This is a genomic window from Natranaeroarchaeum aerophilus (assembly GCF_023638055.1).
In the GTDB taxonomy this organism is placed as follows: domain Archaea; phylum Halobacteriota; class Halobacteria; order Halobacteriales; family Natronoarchaeaceae; genus Natranaeroarchaeum; species Natranaeroarchaeum aerophilum.
The window spans coordinates 327,518-344,542 of sequence record NZ_JAKRVY010000002.1; the positions used below are offsets into that span (position 1 = coordinate 327,518).

Sequence of the window (17,025 nt, forward strand, 5' to 3'; positions counted from 1 at the left end):
TCGACTGAGGGTGGTTCGACCGTGAGCGCCACCCCGCGTGAGGAGTTCTGGGGGATCTATCGAGAAACCCTGCCGATACTGTTGATCGCCCTCGGTGGCGGCCTGTTCGCGGGACTGGTACTCGAAGAGATCCTCGAGAGCGTCGAACGGTTTCCCGGACTGCTCGTGATGGTGCCCGTCTTTCTGGCTACCCGCGGGAACGTCTACGGAGCGCTCGGTGGACGGATCGCCAGCGGTATCCATCAGGGACTGCTCCCGCCGCAGTTCGAGTGGAACGAGCGGCTGGTCAACGCCGTCGTCGCCTCCTTCGTCAACGGGATCGGTATCTCAATCGTAATCGGCTTCATCTCGTGGGGTGCGCTGAACCTGCTTGGGATGCCCGCCGCGGCGTGGTACGAACTCGTCGGGATTATGCTGCTCGCAGGGACGGTAACCTCCGTGATTATGATCTTCGGACTGCTCGCGCTGATCTTCCTGGGCTACCGGATGGGCTACGACCCGGACAACCTCGTCGGGCCGATCGTCACGACGCTCGGTGACATCTTCGGGATGTTGTTCCTCCTGATCTCGGTCCTCGTAATCGACGGGTTGTTCGAGGTGGTCGTCTGATGGTTACGCCGACCGGCTCGCTCGGATCCTGGGAGACCCGGAGTATCGTGACGAACATGTTCCCGTTGCTGGTGGTGCTCTGTGTAATCGTGCTCTGGGCAGGGATCACGCTAGAAGCGGCAGAGGAGAACCTGGAGGAGTTTGCCCTGCTCGCAGTGATGGTTCCGACGATGGTCGATATGGGCGGGAACCTCGGTGCAATCCTTAGCTCCCGGCTGTCGACGCGACTGCACCTCGGGACCACTGAATTAGACCCACGCGATCGGGTGCTGTGGGCGAATATTCTGGCCGTGATGGCACTCGCCGCGACGATATTCATTGCGCTCGCCCTTGGCGTGTGGCTGATCGGACAGGTGATCGGCGCGGCCCTGGGAATCACCGAGCTGCTGACGATATCGCTGGTCAGCGGGATGAGCGTCGCCGTCATCGCCGTTGTATTCAGTCTCGCGGCGACATACGGCTCGTATAAACTGGGGATCGACCCCGACGATACGACGATCCCGATCGTCACGAACGTCGTCGACGTCTTCGGGATGGTCATCTTCATCGGTGTCTCGGGCGCTGTACTGGGGTTCTAGAAGAATGTCTCCCTGCCGTGTTACGTCCCGGCGAGCGCCTCGAAGTTCTCCGCGGCAGTTCTGGTTCCCTTTCCGATCAACACGTCGCCCGGCTGCAGCGTCTCTTCGGTGTCGGCGACGAGCATCCACCCCTCGTCGGGCCGTCTGATCGCGATGACGCTCATCGTCACGTCGGTTGCCGGAACGCCGTCCGTGATCGTCGCGCCCGCGAGGTCGCTTCCCGCTTCGACTGTGACCCGGGAGATGACCTCGTCGCTTTCCTGCATCGCCAGCTCGATCACGGGATGAACATCGATATCGCGTCGTACGCCCTCGCTTATTTCCAGTGCGGCGTCACTGATCACTTCCGTGCTGATCCCGAGGCGGATCAGCCCTCGCAGCGAAACCGGGTCCTCGGCGTCTTTCGCAGCCCGTAACGTCCACGCCTCGAACCGCGATTGCAGGGCGTCGACCTCGACTTCCAGATTGTGGACCTCCTCGGCGAGTTCGGCATTGTCGAAGAGGATGCTGCCGTAGGCCAGATCCACCGCCAGTTCGCTCAGGTTCTTCATGTGGATGATCGATCGGACGGCGCGTTCCAGATCGTCGACATCCGGTTCCTCGAACTCCGGCAGGCTATACCGTTCGCCGGTTGCAGTTTCGTAGACGTCGTCGATCGACTGTTCCGGGCCGCGCATGATCGTTACGTCGTTGGCCTCGATCCGCGTTTTCGGACCGGGATTCGTTATCCACTCATCGCCGCGTCGGATCGCGATGATTCGAACACCGGTCTCGGATTCCAGATCGATCGTCTTCAATTTCTTGCCGACGTACTCCGAATCCGCTGCGATCGTGCCGCGGACGAGCGTTTCGACAGCTTCGGGAAGTGCTGCTCGCATCGCTTCGGGAAGCCCCATCTCCTCTAGCACAATTTTCGCGATATCGCCGGTCGCATTGCTGATCTTCTCCGCCCCGCTGACGACCCCGAGGACCGGGGCGAGCATCTCCGTGTCCTTCGGATTGCGCGCGGCCATCATCAGACTCATCCGGGCGCGCATCTCCAGCACGTCCATTTTTTCTTCGAGTTTCAGCACCTCTGCGGCGATATCCTCGCTCTGGTGCAGCACGGCCGAGTACGACAGATCGATCAGCAGCTCCGACGTGTCTTTCATCTCGACGAGCACGTCCTTGACGCTCACTGGCTCGTACTTGATCGGCTGCGAGGATGCCGCACCCTCGTTCGGTCTCATACATGGCGCTATTCGGCCAGCCGGTAAAGTGTTTGTTACCTTTCGGACCCTTCTACAGCGATACAGGTTTAAGACGGTCGGAGCTACTTGTGGAAACGATGTCGGCTCACGAAACAGCGGCGGACGTCTATCGGCAATCCCTCCCTGTGATCCTCATCAGTCTGGTCGCCGGACTCTTTGCAGGAACGATTCTTGGGACCGATACTATGCGAAACGGGATCGAGAGCGTCCCCGGACTGTTATTATTGCTCCCGGCGTTTCTGGCCACGCGCGGCGGTGTCTACGGCTCGCTCGGTGCGCGCCTGTCCAGCGGGCTGCATCAGGGACTCATCGAGCCGTACTTCAGCCGCGATAAACGCATCACGAACGCCATCGTCGCCTCCTTCATCAACGGGATGGTCGTTTCGGTGTTTATCGCAATCGTAGCATTCGTCGTCTTGATCGGTCTCGGACGCTCCGGTAGCCTCCTCGAACTGGTTGGGATCATGGTGATCGCTGGCTTTCTCAGTGCTGTTATGATGCTTCTCGTGCTCCTGTCAGTGATCTTTATCGGCTACCGGCGCGGTCTCGACCCTGACAACGTGATCGGGCCGGTGGTCACGACGGTCGGCGACGTGTTCGGCGTTGCCTTTCTGCTCGTCGGCGTCTATCTCGTGGGGCTGGTACTGTGAGCTCCCCGGAGGAGGAGTTCTTTGAGACGGAGTACTACGAGGAGGTGATCCTCGAACAGTGGACGGTACGGGGAATCGTGACGACGATGGTGCCGCTGCTGGCGATCCTGTCGATCCTTCAGATGGTTTCGGGAACCGTGCTGGAGACGTTCGAGGACCAGTTGCTCGCGAACCCCTCGCTATTGATCCTCGTCCCGGTCATGATCGGAACGGCAGGAAACCTCGGTTCGATCATGTGTTCGCGGCTCTCTACCCAGCTTCATCTGGGGACGCTGGAGTTCACGCCCGAGAACCGCGCGATCCGCTCGAATGCCGGGGCTGTGATAGGGCTCGCCGCGACGGTGTTCGTCCTGCTCGGTCTGGGTGCCTGGAGTATTGGCCGCGCCCTCGGGGGAACGCTCGCGCTCTGGGAAGTGATGCTCATTTCGGTAATCAGCGGAATGCTTCTTGCGGTTTTCGTCGTTGTCGTCAGTCTCGGGGCGGTCTGGGCGTCGTTTCGACTCGGCCACGACCCCGACGACACGACGATTCCAGTCGTCACGAACGTCTGTGACATCACCGGCGTGCTCATTCTGTTCGGGGTCGTCGCAGTCGTCCTCTATTAGACTGTGGGTGTGTATGCGTCGTCCGTTTCCACCATTGACATCCTCCTCCGCCTGAAGGCGGAGGAATCCCGATGTTGGGATATTAGGGTTTGCAGTCTACCACCTCTGACCGAGGTTGGAATCCTCGGGAGAGGTCATGAAGGTAGACTCCGGGCTGTGCCAACCAGCCGGTACTCCTATCTCCACCCAAATCGAGTGTAGACTCAGAGTTACTTTCATTGATGTCGAGACGGATGTTCTCCGCCCCATTCACGTCAGCGTTGAACGCTGCATCACATTCCTCACACACGTACAAGCCACGCTCAACACGCTGACTATCGTCCTCTCTCCCGCAGACGCAACACGTCTTGCTCGTGTGGTGCTCGGACACTTCCACGACTTCGATTCCCTCAACCTTCGCCTTGTATTCGAGAATCGAGGTGAAGCGGTCGAACGCCCATCCGTGTAGGTCGAGATTACCGTGCTTGCCCCAGTTCTTCGAGTCGCCGTTCTCGTCATCGCGGACGCCCTCCAAGTCTCCGACGTTGATCCGGCCAACACCCTTCTCGATACATCGTTGGACGATGTGTTTCGCTACAGAGTGGAAGAAGTGTGTGCGCCGTTCCGACCACTTGTGGTGCAGTCGAGTGGCCCTGTCACCACTTGAGTCATCGCACTGAGCGATTTCTTTCGGGAAGTAGTACCCGTCCTGTTTCAGGCGATTGCCGGGGTACAGGTCAGCGTCTTTGGTGCTGTAGGCGACGGCGGCGAAGTTACTGATACCAAGGTCGACACCCGCTGTTTCGTTACCGGGAGCGTTGGGGGTCTCAATCTCGTCTTTGCAGACGAGGTGTAGTTCCCACCGTTTCTTCTGCTGGTCGTAGACGGCTCTGACTTGTTGCAGGTTCTCAACCGTGACTCCGGGGCGCGTCTCGTATTCGACAAGGATGTATTCCCACGCTTTCGGGTGTTCCTTGTGATTCGCGCCTTTTGAAAGGCGAACACGGTTGTTTTTGCTGTCGTGACGAATACCGTTTTGCTTCCACGTCACCGTCGAACGCGGGTGTTCTTCGTGGACACGGCGGCCCTGTTGGTCGTAGTAGTTTTCTTTGCGGTAGCCGGGCGGGTTGTCCCGTTCGTCGTCCGAGGAGTACCACGAGTTGAAGGCTTCAGCGAGTTCCTCCAGAACCCGCTGACTGGACTGACTGTGTAGCCCTTTGTATTTTGGATGGGTCTTCAACTCGTCTTTCAACTCCTCGTGATCGGGGATCTCGCCCGTCTCCTCCCAGACTTCACGGGAGTGGTAGTTAGCGACGTTCCAGAGTTTGCTGGCACTCCACCCGTGACGGTCGAGCTGTTCCGCCACCTGTGAGTGGTTGCGGATTTTCGCTCGATGGGTGCGGTGGACTTTCAGCATTCCGAACGCCTGTATAATCACTTATACTTGCTTTAGTTGTAAAGGTTGGTGTTTGGTTGCGGTGGAATATCCGGCCTTGCTATCGGTAGTCGTTTGTAAAAATGATTTTCGGATTCATCCCGCGCCTAAAGGCGCGGGTATTCTCCTTGCTCTTTATAACTCGAACAGTACCGCCCACCCTAGCAGCCTTGCCGTCCGTTCGCGCCAGACGGATTCCCAGTTGTCGTGACGGCGTCGCTCCCACGAGGGCACGGTTTCTCTGACCCGCTCGAAGATCCGGTCGACCCCCTGCGGTTCGTCGGCGTCTTCGACAGCCGAGAGTACATCGTCGGCCCCAACAACACGGTCGCGAAACCGCGCTCCGAGTTCGGCAGTCTCGACGTCCTCGCGCGTTCTGTGGTAGCCCCGGTCACCCGCCTCGACGAGCGAGAGCGCGCGCAAAAAGACGAGCCACGTCTCCCCCTGCTGACGGTTATCGAGGGCCAGATTCCGGGCCACTCGGGCACAACAGTCGTCGCTATCGCCTGGAACGAGTGGCACTGCCTGCCGGGCCTCGTGAAGCCGGTCGAGCGAGTCCGGCGCTGGTGGAACCGGCTTGAATCGAGCGTCCCCGCTCACGGTTACAGGCCGAAACTCTCGACGAGCAGTTCCTCGTTGGTCTCGCCGTAGACCGTCGTCGGACCGCCGATCACGTCGACGGTCACCTGCGCGGGCGCGAAGACGCCATCGTCGACCTCGTAGAAGTCCCAGTCGGCCTCATCAAAGATCTCGGCGAAGGGCCGGCCGTACTCGTCGTTCGCGGTCGAGGCGACCTCGTCGAAGCGGTCGAACTCCTCGCGAACCGTGAGATGGACCTGTCCGCCGTAGGCCAGGGCGTCGTTGGTGCGGGCCATGGCGGTCTGTTCGTCCCCGGCAATCGGTGCGATCGGCGCGCTTGCGGTGGCCGAGACGAGATCGAGCGGGTCGTAGCCCAGCTCCGAGAGCCGGAAGGCGGCGAGCTCGGCGGCCCTGGCGGCCATCGTTACACTGCCCGCAATGCTGGCGCTCGGGAAGACGGGCAGGAAGACGCCGCTTGGCTCTACGTCGGCCATGTCGGCGACCTGTTCGGCGACGCTCTCGTCGGGCAACTGGTCGCTCTCGATTGCCAGCACGGTGAGATCGAAGGCGTCGTGATACCCGGTACGCGCGAACTCGCTTTCCTCGCCGACGAGGGCGCGGGCCGGGCCGCTGCCCAGCCCCTCGAAGCTCTCGGTGGTGACCTCCCAGCCCGCCTTCTGTGCGCACAGCAGTGCGAGTGCGGGATGATCGGTCGACAGCTCGACGTGCGGGATCGGCGCGTTGCCGACATCGTCCATCCGGGTCTGGACGGTCGCCAGCCCGGCGGTCTGGATCTCCGCGAGCAAGAGACCGGACTCGATGCCGCCGTCGAACTCGACGCCGAAATCGATGACTGTGGCCTCGTTGTCCAGTTCGAAGGCTCCGATATCGAGTTCCTCGGCGAAGTCGAGGGCCTCGTCGACCAGCTCGATCGCCATGCGATTGAGACTCTCCATGCTGGTTCGTTGTTCGGCCTCGGTTTTACCTGTTGGTATACGACGCTCACTCGAGTTCGAGTGCGCGTCCACAGTCGGGACAGTTCTCCGCGACCACGCTGACCTGGAGCGCACAATCGGGACAGAACTCGCGGTAGCAGGCTCGGTCGCTCATGACTGCTCCTACGCGAGACCTGCCGAAAAAAGTGGCCGGACTGGCGAGTTAGCTGACGACCTCGTAGCCCGCCGCCTCGATCGCCGCCGTCAGGTCTCCTTCGGGGACATCCCCGGCGAGCGAGACGGTGACCCGGTTCCCCTCGTGATCCGCATCGACCCCGTCGACACCGTCGAGTTCCGTGAGCGCGTCCACAACGTTCTGCTCGCAACCACCACAGGACATTCCTTCGACGTCGAACTCTTGTTGTGTCATGGACCGACGTATGGCCTCCGGCATGGAATCCCTTTCGGACCCTTACTGGTCGCTGCGGGCGTCCCGGCCGAGATGCTCCTCGACGGATTCGACCTTGTCCGCGGCGGTCGTCTCCGCGGTCCGTTTGTGGTCGATCTTCAATACGGTACTTACCCGGTCGCCGTCGACGGCTTCGTGGGCGGCCTGTGCGGCGGCAAACAGTTCGCCGATCTCCTCGGTCTCGATCACGGTGCCCATCGGGTTGGTCTCGTACTCGACGTCGAACGCCTCCAGGGCGTCGACCGCTTTCGCGACTTCGCTTGCCATACTGTCTTCGATCACCGGTGCGACCGACAGGTAGCCAACGACTGTCATACCCGATAGTGGGGCGGCAGTTGCGTAAAACCATCGTGACCGGATCCGCAGGCCCTGATCGATTCTCGAAAACGTGCCAGCAGAACCGAATATTTGTGCCCATCGGGCACATAGCACACATCAATGTCCCTCTCGCCCACGCAGGTGGTTCTCGCTGCGACGCTGCTGGTCGCCCTCGGCTTCGTCTGGTACTACGAGGGGCGTGGTCGCTGGCGCACCCGGCTAGAGGATCGGTTCGTGTACGGCATCCCCTGGGGAACGCTTGTCACCGTCACGATCGTCGTCTCCTTTTATGTGCTAGCGCAGGCCGGCGCACGACAGTGGGGTGACCCGCTGACGCTTCCGTACGTCACCTGGTCGTACTTCTATCCGACTGGAATCGTCACCTCGGGGATCGCCCACGGTGGCCCCGGACACCTGGTCTCGAACATGGCCGGGACGCTCGCGGTCGCGCCGATCGTGGAGTACGCGTGGAGCCATTACCCGAAAAAGCGTGGTCTCGCCGACTCCGGTAACGACGACGGGCTGCTCGCCAGAGCGCTCGTTCGTGCAGTCGTGGTCTTTCCCCTCGCGTTGCTGTCCGTCGCCTTCGTCACGGCGGTGTTCTCGCTGGGGCCGGGGCTGGGCTTTTCGGGGGCCGTCTTCGCGCTGATCGGGTTCGCGGTCGTTACGTATCCCCTGCCGACGGTTGTCGCGGTCGTCGTAAGCTCCGCGCTGGGGACGCTGTACAACGCGCTGAGTGAACCGGTGGTCCGCGAGGTCGTCGAGGTCGGAACGCCCGCGCCGCCGGGGTGGGCCGGGATCGCGTTTCAGGCCCATCTCTTCGGCTTCCTGCTCGGGGTCCTGCTGGCAATCGCGCTGTTGCACTACCGCGGTCGGCGACCGTCGACCGAGCGGGTCTTCTTTGCGATGGTGACCGTCGGGATGGCCCAGGCGCTCTGGTTGGTCGCGTGGCCGGGCGGGGACGACGTCTACTTTCTCTATCGCGGTGCTGGCGTCACGTTCGTCCTCCTGTTAACGATACTCGTCACGATCGCCGTTACGGGGAGCGATCGAGCACTGCTGGATCGGCGGCCGCTGGCTGTACTGCCCCGAGCGCCGTCGCGCCGCCAGCTCGCTGTGGTGTGGCTCGGACTGGTTGTACTGCTCGCAGCTATCAGCATCGGCGGAACGATCATCATCGGCGAACTCGTCGGGCTTTCGATCGCCATGACGCTCGTGGCTGCCGGACTGTTGTCGATCCCTGCGGTTCCCCCGCTGGTGCCGGATCGGTGGTTCGCGGGCCCGGTCTCGCGTCGACAGACGGCGATCGTCTGTCTTACCGTGCTCACACTGCTCGTCGCGCTTCCTAGCATTCCGATCAGTCTCACGACGGTCGGCGACGACGCCGTTCCGGGTGATGGGGGCGTCGAGATCGAGGATTACACCATCACCTACGAACAGGATGCGGCCAGCGGGCAGGTGTCGGTGATCGATCTCGGCGGGGATGACGTGCTGGCTGGCGAACAGACGGGCGTGATCGTCGTCAGTGACGAGCGCGAACTCTGGACTGTCGGCGTCCGCGAGGAGGTCCTGGAGTTCGAGGGGAGCGATACCGCTGTCGTCGGTGGGGTCGGGTGGCACGAGACGGTCCGCGCAGAGCGTAGCGGCTGGGACGTCGTCGGTAACGAGAGCGCGTACGTGGTCGATCTCACCCACGATGGCGAGACGACGCGCTCGTTCACTTCGGAGCCGGTCCGTGCGGACGTGCTGATCGACGGCCAGGCGGTCGAGGTCGTGCCCGAAGACAACGAGTTCCGGCTTCGGGTCCTCGACGACGGTACGACGGTCGACGCGATACCGATTCCAGCGGAGAACGGGACAGCGACCGCCGCGGGGATCGAGTTCGCAACCGAACCGACCGACGACGGTGCCAGAGTCGTCGCCGAAACCGCAAGTGATCGGTTCCCCATTGCGGAGCGAGAGACCTATTCGTAGGTCGAGAGCAAGGGAATCGCGGTTATCGCGAGAGATACCCTACGATCCGTGCGTACAGCGACGGTCGAGTGTCGCCGTCGTTCGACGATCGCTCCCTGGCCAGTTGACGCTCGGTTTCCGCCAGGCGGCGCTCGTACTGCTGGATGACTGTCTGTAACCGTTGCTCTTTCCGTTCGAGTTCGGCTTCGAGTTCGCATCGTCTCGCGGTCTCGTCCGGACGGGGTATCGACCGGTTCGACTCCCGTTGCCTGTTCCACTGCCACTCCCCATTCCCACTGATGCTCTCGGTGGGGCGATCGGATGACATCGGGATACGAAACATTGTGAGCGAGTACCATAATATTCAGTCAGACGGATGTCCTGCACGTGTACGATGCGGGCGGACACGCGTTGCACAGGTTGGGGGAGACGACCTTCGCCAACCCTTAGGAGTGTCGACCACTTTCTGGTATCCAATGGACGAGATCGACAGCGACGCCGTCTCCGGCGTCTACGACGAGTTACAGGACTCCCACGAGGCGATGTGGGACCAGCAGGGCCACCGGAGTCTCCATTACGGCTACTACGACGACGAGCACGACGAGCCAGCTACCGCAGTGGAGAACACGACCCGCATCCTCGCGACGCTTGCCGGGATTGAGTCCGGCGATCGCGTGCTGAACGTCGGCTGTGGGGCCGGTGCGGAATCGATCTGGATCGCGGCCCAGCGCGGGGCCGAGGTCGTCGGGATCGACGTCAACGAGGGGTTGCTCGAATTCGCTCGCGAGCACGCGCGTAAGAACGGTGTTGCCGAGTCGGTCACGTTCCGGACCGACGACTTTCACGAACTGACGACCGTCGAGGACGACTCCGTCGACGTCGTGTGGGGGCTAGAAGCGCTCTGTCACGCGCGGGATCTTGACGCCGTTCTGGAACAGGTCGCACGCGTCCTCGCGCCGGGCGGTCGGCTCGTCGTCGGCGACCTGTTCCAGCACCAGCGTGACCTCGACGATGGAGAACGAAATCGGTTGGGGCGCGTCGACGACGGCTTTGGCGTCTCCGTCACACGGATCGACGCGCTGGAATCGGGACTCGACGCGGCAGGCTTTACGAACGTCTCGATCCGCGATGTCACCGAAGCCGTCCGGCCGTCGGTCCGGAGACGGGGGATCACTGGCCTCGTAAACTATCCAGTCCAGCGCCTTCGGGGTCTGTTCGGTAGCGGGTCGGATCGGGAACTGGCGCTCTATCGGGCCTCCTACGAGGTTTACAAACTGGTCGGGAGCGGCGCGCTGGGATATTACATCGTTACAGCAGAGCGGTGATCGAGTGTATACCGTTGAAGCTCCAGCGATAGATTAGATACAATCTAAATTTATTGAGTAGCAACACTTTTACTTTAGACCCGTCTAATCCCATGTAATGGTAGACGATCGCACGAACGGAGTATCACGACGAAAAGCACTGGCAATCGGCGGTAGTGCTCTCTCTATCGGGATTGCGGGCTGTGCCTCCGGCACGCCCGATGACGAAGGTGACGGTCCCGTCGCAGTTGCCTCCTTTTTCACGTTTTACGACTTCGCTCGGCAGGTCGCCGAGGGAACGTCGATCACAGCAAAGAACTTGGTCCCGACGGGGCTCCACGGACACGGCTGGGAGCCGGATCCGTCGATCCAGGTGGACATCGTCGACGCGGACGCGTTCGTCCACGTCGGCCCGGACTTCCAACCGTGGGCTGATCGTGCGATCCAGACCGCACGGGATGACGGAGCAGACACCGAGTACGTTAACGCTCGCAAGGGGATCGACCTCATCAATCTGGCGGACACCGTGGAGGAAGACGAGCAGGTCGATCAGGGTAAGGATCCGCACTTCTGGCTGGATCCCGAGCGCGCGAAAGGCTCCGTCGACAATATCCGCGACGGCCTCAGTCGGATCGCACCGGACGAGGAGGAGCAACTGGCCGACAACGCCGAAGCCGTCAAAGAGGAACTCGATGTGCTTGACGAGGAATGGCAAACGCTCGCCGATGCCGCTGAGCGAGATGTGGCTTTCCTCGCCGCCCACAACGCCTTTGAGTACGTCGGGCAGCGGTACGGGCTCACGTTACAGCCACTCGTCAAGAACCTCGCAGCCGATGACGACGTCCGTCCGACGGACATGCAGCGAGCACAGGATACGATCGAAGCAAACGATATCCGCAATATCGGCGCGGCGATCTTCGAACCGCGACGACCTGCTCAGCAGTTGCGCGATGAGACCGACGTCGAGGCGTACTACCCCGTTACTCCCTATGCCGGGACGACAGAAGAGTGGGCGGATCAGGGCTGGGGCTACTTCGATATTGCCCGTGAAATCAACATGAACACGTTCCGAAAAATCCTCGAGGCGGGCGAACCGGAGGACGGATTCGACGAGGAGTGGCGTAACTTCGAATAACAACTCACTACCTACTATGACAGTCATTCACGTCGATAACGTTTCCTTTGGCTACACTGCCGCCCCTGTTCTCGAAGACATCTCCTTCGATGTCGATGCGGGCGAATACGTCGGCATCGTCGGCCCGAACGGCTCCGGAAAGAGCACGCTCTTGCAACTCCTGCTCGGCCTACATGCCCCCGATACGGGCCACGTGGAACTGCTGGGATATCCTGCTCGCGAGTTCGCCGAGCGCGAGCGCGTGGGCTACGTCGCTCAGGATGTCACGGAAGACACCAAACGGATGCCGATCACAGTCGCCGAGGTCGTGCTTATGGGACGGTTCCCCCACGCTGGCTTCGGCCGTATCGGCGTGGAAGACCGCACCAAGGCTCGCGAGGCACTGCAGACGGTCGGGATCGACCACCTTGCGAACCGACGGATCACGAACCTCTCCGGCGGCCAGCGCCAGCGCACATACATCGCCCGTGCGCTCGCCGGTGACGCCGAGTTGCTCGTCCTAGACGAACCGACAGTGGGTGTCGACGCCGAGTCAGTTGAGTCCTTTTTCGACCTCCTCGGGGACCTCAACGACGACGGCATGACGATCCTGCTTGTCGAACACGATATCGGAGCCGTTATCGAACATACGGATCGGGTCCTGTGTCTCAACCGGGAACTGTACTTCGACGGACCGCCTGTCGAGTTCGCCGAGAGCGACGCACTGGATCGGGCGTACGGTACCAACGTCCGGCGTGACGACGAGGTGACGGTCGTATGAGCGTCCCGGGGGCGTCGACCGGAGCCGTGCCGACACCGTACGATGCCGCGTTCTGGTTGCTCGACCGGTGGAGCGACGTCCTGTCGGTCTTCGGGGAGGAGTTCGGCATCGAGATGCTCCAGTACGGGTTCATGCATCGCGCGTTTCTGGTGGGCATGCTCATTGCGGTGATGGCCCCGCTGATCGGGACCTTTCTCGTCCACCGCCAGCTCGCGCTGATCGGCGACGCGCTCGCACACACCGCCTTCGCGGGCGTCGCGGTTGGGTTATTCGTCAACGCCACGCTTGGAACGGGCGTTTCGCCGTACCTCGCCGCGGTCGTCGTCGCAATGCTCGCCGCGCTCGCCATCGAACTCATCTCCGAGGTGACCGACGCGTACAACGACGTGTCGATGGCAATCGTCCTTTCGACCGGGTTTGCACTCGGTGCGGTACTGATCAGTCTCAACGCGGGTGGACTCGCAGTCGGCGTTAATCAGTACCTCTTTGGCAACCTCTCGACGGTGACGAACGAGAACGCAGCACTCCTGCTGGGACTGTTCACCGTCATCGCGCTCGTCGTCGGGATTACCTACAAACAGCTACTCTACGTCACCTTCGACGAAACGGCCGCCCGCGTGGCGGGCATCAACGTTCCCTGGTACAACCGCATCATGTCGATGCTCACCGCGATGGTCGTCGTCGGGGCGATGCAGATCATGGGGGTCATCCTCGTCGCAGCAATGCTCGTCGTCCCCGTTGCCGGTGCGACACAGGTCGCCCGGAGCTTCCGTGAGGCGCTGCTGGCATCAGTGATCCTGGCCGAGATCGCCGTCCTGGTAGGGATCACGCTCTCCTTCCAGTACGAGTCTACCGCTGGCGGAACCATCGTACTCGTCGCAGTCGCGCTCTACATCATCGCCGTACTCCTCGGGAAACTGCAGTCGTCACGGGCGGAGACCGACGCTCCGACGGCCCCCGATGGGTCCTCCGCTGATTGACGATCAGTGTAATGGCCAGGGTTGCGTCATGGAAAATCCAGCAATGCTACTGTCGGTAGTTGGCGTTATCCAGCGACGGTGCGTATCCCCGTGGTAAACGGTGAGGTTTTGCGCCCGGTCATCCCATACTACTCTCGTTTGATTTCACACCCGCTATGCGACCCCCCAGATCGCGTGAATCCCGAGAACCGTGACGACGGTCAATAACAACTGGAGCGGACCGCCGACCCGCATGTAGTCGGTGAATCGATACCCGCCGGGGCCGTACACCATCAGGTTCGTCTGGTAGCCGACCGGCGTCATAAACGCCGTCGACGCCGCGAACGTCACCGCGAGCGCGAACGCGAGCGGGTCCCCGCCGACCGCCACTGCGATGTCGACGGAGACGGGGATCATCAACACGACCGAGGCGTTGTTGCTGACGATGTTCGTGAGCACTGCCGTCAGGAGGTAGAGAACTCCAAGCAGGATCAACAGATCGAGTCCGCCGGTGGCACTGACGACGTGGCCCGCGATAAACGCCGCACCGCCGGTTGCCTCCATTGCGATCCCCAGCGGGATGAGCCCCGCCAGCAGGAAGATGACGTTCCAGTCGACTGCCTCGTATACTTCCGACGGGCGCAGACAGCCGGTCGCGACCATCGCTACCATCCCACCGAGCGCGGCGACAGCGATCGGGGCCAGTCCCGCGCCAGCAAGGCCGACGACGAGCGCGACGATTCCGAGCGCTATCGGTAGCTTCGATTTCCGGTATTCGGGGACGTAAAACTCGCCCGCGACCACGAAGTTGCGATCGTTCGCGAACCGCTGGAAGGTGTCCGCACTCGCCTGGATGAGCAAGGTGTCGCCACCGCGGAGTCGCCGTTCGTCCATCCGGGCGTGAATGACGCGTCCCCCGCGCCGGATCGCCAGCACCGTCGCGTCGTACCGCTGTCGGAAGTTCAGCGTTTCGAGGGTCTCGCCGATCAACGACGAGTCGGGGGTAATAACCACCTCCGCCAGTTGCTGTGACTCGACCTCCTCTACCTCGTCGTCGTCCACGTTGAGGGCCTCGTCTCCCACATCCGCCTCCGCATCGGGTGCGAGACCGAGTCCCTGGGTTTCGATCAGCGATGTGAGGCTCTCGCGGTCGGTTCGCAACACGAGAACATCGCCACTTCGGATCTCTTTTTGTGCCAGCGGCTCGGTGAACGCTTGCTTGCCGCGAATGAACTGGACGATGTCGGCGTCGACGTCCATCGACCGCAGACACTCGTCGACGGTCTGGCCGATAAACTGCGAGTCTTCCTCGACGACGACCTCTGTCAGGTACTCGGCCATCTCGAAGTCATCAGTGAGCTCTTCGGAGATCTTGACCCGCTCCGGCGTCAGTCGCACCCCGATGGTCAGCAGATACGCACAGCCGACGACCAGCACGAGCAGGCCCAGCGTGGTGAACTCGAACATCGAGAACGCCTCGTACTCCGCTCCCATGCTGTCGTAAATGTCGCTTGCTAGCAGGTTCGTCGACGTGCCGACCAGCGTCAACATCCCGCCCATCATCGCCGCAAAGGAGATCGGCATCAGCAGTTTCGAGGGGGAAACGCCGGTTCGGTCGGACAGTTCTGAGACCATCGGGATCATCACGGCCACGACCGGCGTATTGTTGATGAATCCCGCCGTCCCGCCCGACAGCCCGAGCACTGCAACCAGCTGTTTGAACGAACTGTCGCCGTACCGATCTGCGATCTCGCTCCCGATAACGCTGATCAGTCCGGTCCGGCGGATCCCCTCGCTGAGGACGAACATCCCCAGGACGGCGATCGTCGCGCTACTCGAAAACCCAGAGAGTCCCTGTGCGAGATCGACGCCGGTCCACGGTTCGAGGACGATCAGCGCGACCATCACACCGATCGCAGTGATGTCGATCGGCACCGGCTCCCAGACGAAGAGGACGAGGGCGACCGCAATGATCCCGAAGACTACGAGCATGTCCACCGACAGCGCGGGCGGGGCCGTCGTCGTAGCGGCAGAGACCGTAGCGACTGCGGCAGCGATCATATGCTGCATGGATGAGGAATACTCAAAAACGTTCTCGTCTGCTCACGGTTTTGTGACTTACGTAGAGACGAGCACACGCTACGCAGTGGTCGTCGCCTGTCGTATTGACCTCAGAGAGCAGCTACTGTTGTCAATCGTCATCAGCAGTGTATGCACCCCCACGGCGTTTGATACGCCCAATGATCATCCGCCGTTGGCCTCGGCGGAACCGCACGGACAATCGGAACCCACCGACTCGGACCTTCCGATACGGGCTATTCTGAAGCGGCTCTCCGTAGTCTGGTGGATCACGCCACGGTGAATCGACAATCTCATCGAGTTTGTCGAGAATGCGGTCCTGGTCGGTCGGCGGTAGCTTGTCAAGGTCGTTCTGTGCCTTCGCTGCGAGCTCCCACGTCCACTCCTCGTCACTCATTGCCCGTGCCGAACCGCTCGCGCGCTTCGTCTGCCGACATCGTCTGCTCCGAGCGGATATCCGCATCGGCGTCGAGAAGCGCGACGAGTTCGTCCCGGTCAAACGTCGGGAACTCGACCGCATCACGGAGGGTGTAACGGATGAACTCGCTTCTGCTGTTGAAGCCGCGGCCCTGCCACGTACCGTCTATCTCGTCGAGGAACGACTCGGTGACTTTGAAATTTACCGTGACGATTTCCTCGTCGTCGTTATTGTTCGTAGTTGCTCCACACATATGCATGTAACACGTCTGTCTTACGCATAGTCGTTTCGCCGGGAACCGATGAAGGGAGTTCACGCGCTACTTGTCGGTTGGAAATCGGAGAAGTGCGTCGGCGGGGAGTTCGCTGAGTTGTGCGAAGCGAACGTCGGTCGACGGCTGTCGACCGGAATTTGAACCACGCGAAGACGGTCCTGCTCACTTCGTTCGCGGGCTGCGTCTTCTCTACTTCAAATCCCCTCGTACCGCATTCCTCTCGCAACCGTTGCTCGCGACACAGCAGTCGCTCGCTGGTTTGCTTCGAGAGAAGTGCGTCGGCGGGCATTTGAACTCGCCGAGACTCGCTTCACTCGTCTCGTCTGCTCAAATCCACACGTTGCGATTCTGCGGTTCACGGGGTGACGAGCACACGCTACGCGGTGCTCGTCGAAGTTGTTCACCGCAAGAATGCGTCGGCGGGGATTTGAACCCGATTGCAAATCCTCACGAGTTCGGATTTGCGTGGTTCAAATCCCCTCGTACCGCATGCACCGATTTCACGAATCGCGGCGCGATGAAACGCACCGCTTGTCGGTTGGAAATCGGAGAAGTGCGTCGGCGGGGATTTGAACCCCGGTTGTGACCATGGCAAGGTCACGTGATACCACTACACTACCGACGCGCCCTGTCTGCATTCACAGATAACGAGAGACTGTTGTATAAGAGTTGCGAAAGTGAGGCGCTTCGGGAGGAATAACCACGGTACGGAGCCACGATATTGATCGATTCGCTC

At 61.4% G+C, this 17,025-nt stretch carries 19 protein-coding genes and 1 tRNA gene; 9 read left to right on the plus strand and 11 right to left on the minus strand.

Annotated elements, in window-relative coordinates; genetic code table 11:
* Positions 1 to 21 precede the first annotated feature (21 nt).
* Together AArcSt11_RS06040 and AArcSt11_RS06045 are read left to right on the plus strand one after the other, a co-directional pair.
* Complete coding sequence (locus tag AArcSt11_RS06040) at positions 22 to 609, plus strand: magnesium transporter (RefSeq protein WP_250595463.1); 588 nt, start codon at positions 22 to 24, stop codon at positions 607 to 609.
* Positions 609 to 1,187: a magnesium transporter gene (locus AArcSt11_RS06045; protein WP_250595464.1), complete on the plus strand. Its 579-nt coding sequence runs from the start codon at positions 609 to 611 to the stop codon at positions 1,185 to 1,187. Before AArcSt11_RS06040 ends, AArcSt11_RS06045 begins: the two co-directional genes overlap by 1 nt.
* Before the next feature lie 20 nt (positions 1,188 to 1,207).
* On the opposite strand, the gene AArcSt11_RS06050 is transcribed toward AArcSt11_RS06045, so the two are convergent.
* Positions 1,208 to 2,416: a potassium channel family protein gene (locus tag AArcSt11_RS06050; protein WP_250595465.1), complete on the minus strand. Its 1,209-nt coding sequence runs from the start codon at positions 2,414 to 2,416 to the stop codon at positions 1,208 to 1,210.
* Positions 2,417 to 2,514: 98 nt separating this feature from the next.
* Here AArcSt11_RS06050 and AArcSt11_RS06055 point away from each other — a divergent pair, with 98 nt between their 5' ends.
* Together AArcSt11_RS06055 and AArcSt11_RS06060 are read left to right on the plus strand one after the other, a co-directional pair.
* On the plus strand, positions 2,515 to 3,087 hold the full coding sequence (locus tag AArcSt11_RS06055) for a magnesium transporter (protein WP_250595466.1): 573 nt from the start codon (positions 2,515 to 2,517) through the stop codon (positions 3,085 to 3,087).
* A 44-nt stretch (positions 3,088 to 3,131) separates the two neighbouring features.
* Positions 3,132 to 3,692, plus strand: a complete 561-nt coding sequence (locus AArcSt11_RS06060) for a magnesium transporter (protein ID WP_353617710.1) — start codon at positions 3,132 to 3,134, stop codon at positions 3,690 to 3,692.
* Positions 3,693 to 3,774: 82 nt separating this feature from the next.
* Here AArcSt11_RS06060 and AArcSt11_RS06065 read toward each other — a convergent pair whose 3' ends face one another.
* The 5 genes from AArcSt11_RS06065 to AArcSt11_RS06085 all read right to left on the minus strand — a co-directional run bounded on the left by AArcSt11_RS06065 (position 3,775) and on the right by AArcSt11_RS06085 (position 7,404).
* Positions 3,775 to 5,088: an RNA-guided endonuclease InsQ/TnpB family protein gene (locus AArcSt11_RS06065; protein ID WP_250595468.1), complete on the minus strand. Its 1,314-nt coding sequence runs from the start codon at positions 5,086 to 5,088 to the stop codon at positions 3,775 to 3,777.
* Positions 5,089 to 5,241: 153 nt separating this feature from the next.
* Entirely contained in the window at positions 5,242 to 5,706 is a 465-nt protein-coding gene (locus tag AArcSt11_RS06070; protein ID WP_250595470.1) for a double winged helix-containing putative transcriptional regulator, read from the minus strand.
* Positions 5,707 to 5,708: 2 nt separating this feature from the next.
* Complete coding sequence (gene mch, locus AArcSt11_RS06075; protein ID WP_250595472.1) at positions 5,709 to 6,641, minus strand: methenyltetrahydromethanopterin cyclohydrolase; 933 nt, start codon at positions 6,639 to 6,641, stop codon at positions 5,709 to 5,711.
* A 202-nt stretch (positions 6,642 to 6,843) separates the two neighbouring features.
* Positions 6,844 to 7,050 carry a heavy-metal-associated domain-containing protein gene (locus tag AArcSt11_RS06080; protein WP_250595474.1) on the minus strand — a complete coding sequence of 69 codons (207 nt, stop codon included), beginning with the start codon at positions 7,048 to 7,050 and terminating at the stop codon, positions 6,844 to 6,846.
* Positions 7,051 to 7,092: 42 nt separating this feature from the next.
* Positions 7,093 to 7,404 (minus strand): MTH1187 family thiamine-binding protein, encoded by a 312-nt coding sequence (locus tag AArcSt11_RS06085; RefSeq protein WP_250595476.1) that lies wholly within the window; start codon positions 7,402 to 7,404, stop codon positions 7,093 to 7,095.
* A gap of 123 nt (positions 7,405 to 7,527) precedes the next feature.
* Here AArcSt11_RS06085 and AArcSt11_RS06090 point away from each other — a divergent pair, with 123 nt between their 5' ends.
* Positions 7,528 to 9,381 carry a rhomboid family intramembrane serine protease gene (locus AArcSt11_RS06090; RefSeq protein WP_250595478.1) on the plus strand — a complete coding sequence of 618 codons (1,854 nt, stop codon included), beginning with the start codon at positions 7,528 to 7,530 and terminating at the stop codon, positions 9,379 to 9,381.
* A 22-nt stretch (positions 9,382 to 9,403) separates the two neighbouring features.
* Here AArcSt11_RS06090 and AArcSt11_RS06095 read toward each other — a convergent pair whose 3' ends face one another.
* Positions 9,404 to 9,688: a hypothetical protein gene (locus tag AArcSt11_RS06095; RefSeq protein ID WP_250595480.1), complete on the minus strand. Its 285-nt coding sequence runs from the start codon at positions 9,686 to 9,688 to the stop codon at positions 9,404 to 9,406.
* Positions 9,689 to 9,836: 148 nt separating this feature from the next.
* Here AArcSt11_RS06095 and AArcSt11_RS06100 point away from each other — a divergent pair, with 148 nt between their 5' ends.
* The 4 genes from AArcSt11_RS06100 to AArcSt11_RS06115 all read left to right on the plus strand — a co-directional run bounded on the left by AArcSt11_RS06100 (position 9,837) and on the right by AArcSt11_RS06115 (position 13,539).
* The gene (locus AArcSt11_RS06100; protein WP_250595482.1) at positions 9,837 to 10,685 is read left to right on the plus strand and encodes an SAM-dependent methyltransferase; all 849 of its coding nucleotides are present in this window, start codon (positions 9,837 to 9,839) and stop codon (positions 10,683 to 10,685) included.
* Positions 10,686 to 10,782: 97 nt separating this feature from the next.
* Complete coding sequence (locus AArcSt11_RS06105; RefSeq protein WP_250595484.1) at positions 10,783 to 11,799, plus strand: metal ABC transporter substrate-binding protein; 1,017 nt, start codon at positions 10,783 to 10,785, stop codon at positions 11,797 to 11,799.
* Positions 11,800 to 11,815: 16 nt separating this feature from the next.
* Positions 11,816 to 12,559, plus strand: coding sequence for a metal ABC transporter ATP-binding protein (locus AArcSt11_RS06110; RefSeq protein WP_250595485.1), 744 nt, complete (start codon positions 11,816 to 11,818; stop codon positions 12,557 to 12,559).
* Positions 12,556 to 13,539 (plus strand): metal ABC transporter permease, encoded by a 984-nt coding sequence (locus AArcSt11_RS06115; protein WP_250595486.1) that lies wholly within the window; start codon positions 12,556 to 12,558, stop codon positions 13,537 to 13,539. The genes AArcSt11_RS06110 and AArcSt11_RS06115 overlap by 4 nt, the downstream gene beginning before the upstream one ends.
* A gap of 153 nt (positions 13,540 to 13,692) precedes the next feature.
* Here the strand turns inward: AArcSt11_RS06115 and AArcSt11_RS06120 are convergent, their stop codons facing one another.
* The 4 genes from AArcSt11_RS06120 to AArcSt11_RS06135 all read right to left on the minus strand — a co-directional run bounded on the left by AArcSt11_RS06120 (position 13,693) and on the right by AArcSt11_RS06135 (position 16,914).
* Entirely contained in the window at positions 13,693 to 15,579 is a 1,887-nt protein-coding gene (locus AArcSt11_RS06120) for an SLC13 family permease (protein ID WP_250595487.1), read from the minus strand.
* Positions 15,580 to 15,709: 130 nt separating this feature from the next.
* A complete protein-coding gene (locus AArcSt11_RS06125; RefSeq protein ID WP_250595488.1) occupies positions 15,710 to 15,994 on the minus strand; it encodes a type II toxin-antitoxin system RelE family toxin in 285 nt (94 codons plus the stop codon).
* Entirely contained in the window at positions 15,987 to 16,268 is a 282-nt protein-coding gene (locus tag AArcSt11_RS06130) for a ribbon-helix-helix domain-containing protein (protein ID WP_250595489.1), read from the minus strand. The genes AArcSt11_RS06125 and AArcSt11_RS06130 overlap by 8 nt, the downstream gene beginning before the upstream one ends.
* 575 nt (positions 16,269 to 16,843) lie before the next feature.
* Positions 16,844 to 16,914: transfer RNA gene (locus AArcSt11_RS06135), tRNA-Gly, on the minus strand.
* Between the last annotated feature and the right edge of the window lie 111 nt (positions 16,915 to 17,025).

Excerpts from the sequence above, each read along its gene's own strand:
- AArcSt11_RS06045 (WP_250595464.1), top strand. The coding sequence starts at position 609 with ATGGTTACGCCGACCGGCTCGCTCGGATCCTGGGAGACCCGGAGTATC.
- AArcSt11_RS06050 (WP_250595465.1), bottom strand. The coding sequence starts at position 2,416 with ATGAGACCGAACGAGGGTGCGGCATCCTCGCAGCCGATCAAGTACGAG.
- AArcSt11_RS06055 (WP_250595466.1), top strand. The coding sequence starts at position 2,515 with ATGTCGGCTCACGAAACAGCGGCGGACGTCTATCGGCAATCCCTCCCT.
- AArcSt11_RS06065 (WP_250595468.1), bottom strand. The coding sequence starts at position 5,088 with ATGCTGAAAGTCCACCGCACCCATCGAGCGAAAATCCGCAACCACTCA.
- mch (WP_250595472.1), bottom strand. The coding sequence starts at position 6,641 with ATGGAGAGTCTCAATCGCATGGCGATCGAGCTGGTCGACGAGGCCCTC.
- AArcSt11_RS06080 (WP_250595474.1), bottom strand. The coding sequence starts at position 7,050 with ATGACACAACAAGAGTTCGACGTCGAAGGAATGTCCTGTGGTGGTTGC.
- AArcSt11_RS06085 (WP_250595476.1), bottom strand. The coding sequence starts at position 7,404 with ATGACAGTCGTTGGCTACCTGTCGGTCGCACCGGTGATCGAAGACAGT.
- AArcSt11_RS06090 (WP_250595478.1), top strand. The coding sequence starts at position 7,528 with ATGTCCCTCTCGCCCACGCAGGTGGTTCTCGCTGCGACGCTGCTGGTC.
- AArcSt11_RS06095 (WP_250595480.1), bottom strand. The coding sequence starts at position 9,688 with ATGTCATCCGATCGCCCCACCGAGAGCATCAGTGGGAATGGGGAGTGG.
- AArcSt11_RS06100 (WP_250595482.1), top strand. The coding sequence starts at position 9,837 with ATGGACGAGATCGACAGCGACGCCGTCTCCGGCGTCTACGACGAGTTA.
- AArcSt11_RS06105 (WP_250595484.1), top strand. The coding sequence starts at position 10,783 with ATGGTAGACGATCGCACGAACGGAGTATCACGACGAAAAGCACTGGCA.
- AArcSt11_RS06110 (WP_250595485.1), top strand. The coding sequence starts at position 11,816 with ATGACAGTCATTCACGTCGATAACGTTTCCTTTGGCTACACTGCCGCC.
- AArcSt11_RS06115 (WP_250595486.1), top strand. The coding sequence starts at position 12,556 with ATGAGCGTCCCGGGGGCGTCGACCGGAGCCGTGCCGACACCGTACGAT.
- AArcSt11_RS06120 (WP_250595487.1), bottom strand. The coding sequence starts at position 15,579 with ATGATCGCTGCCGCAGTCGCTACGGTCTCTGCCGCTACGACGACGGCC.
- AArcSt11_RS06125 (WP_250595488.1), bottom strand. The coding sequence starts at position 15,994 with ATGAGTGACGAGGAGTGGACGTGGGAGCTCGCAGCGAAGGCACAGAAC.
- AArcSt11_RS06130 (WP_250595489.1), bottom strand. The coding sequence starts at position 16,268 with ATGTGTGGAGCAACTACGAACAATAACGACGACGAGGAAATCGTCACG.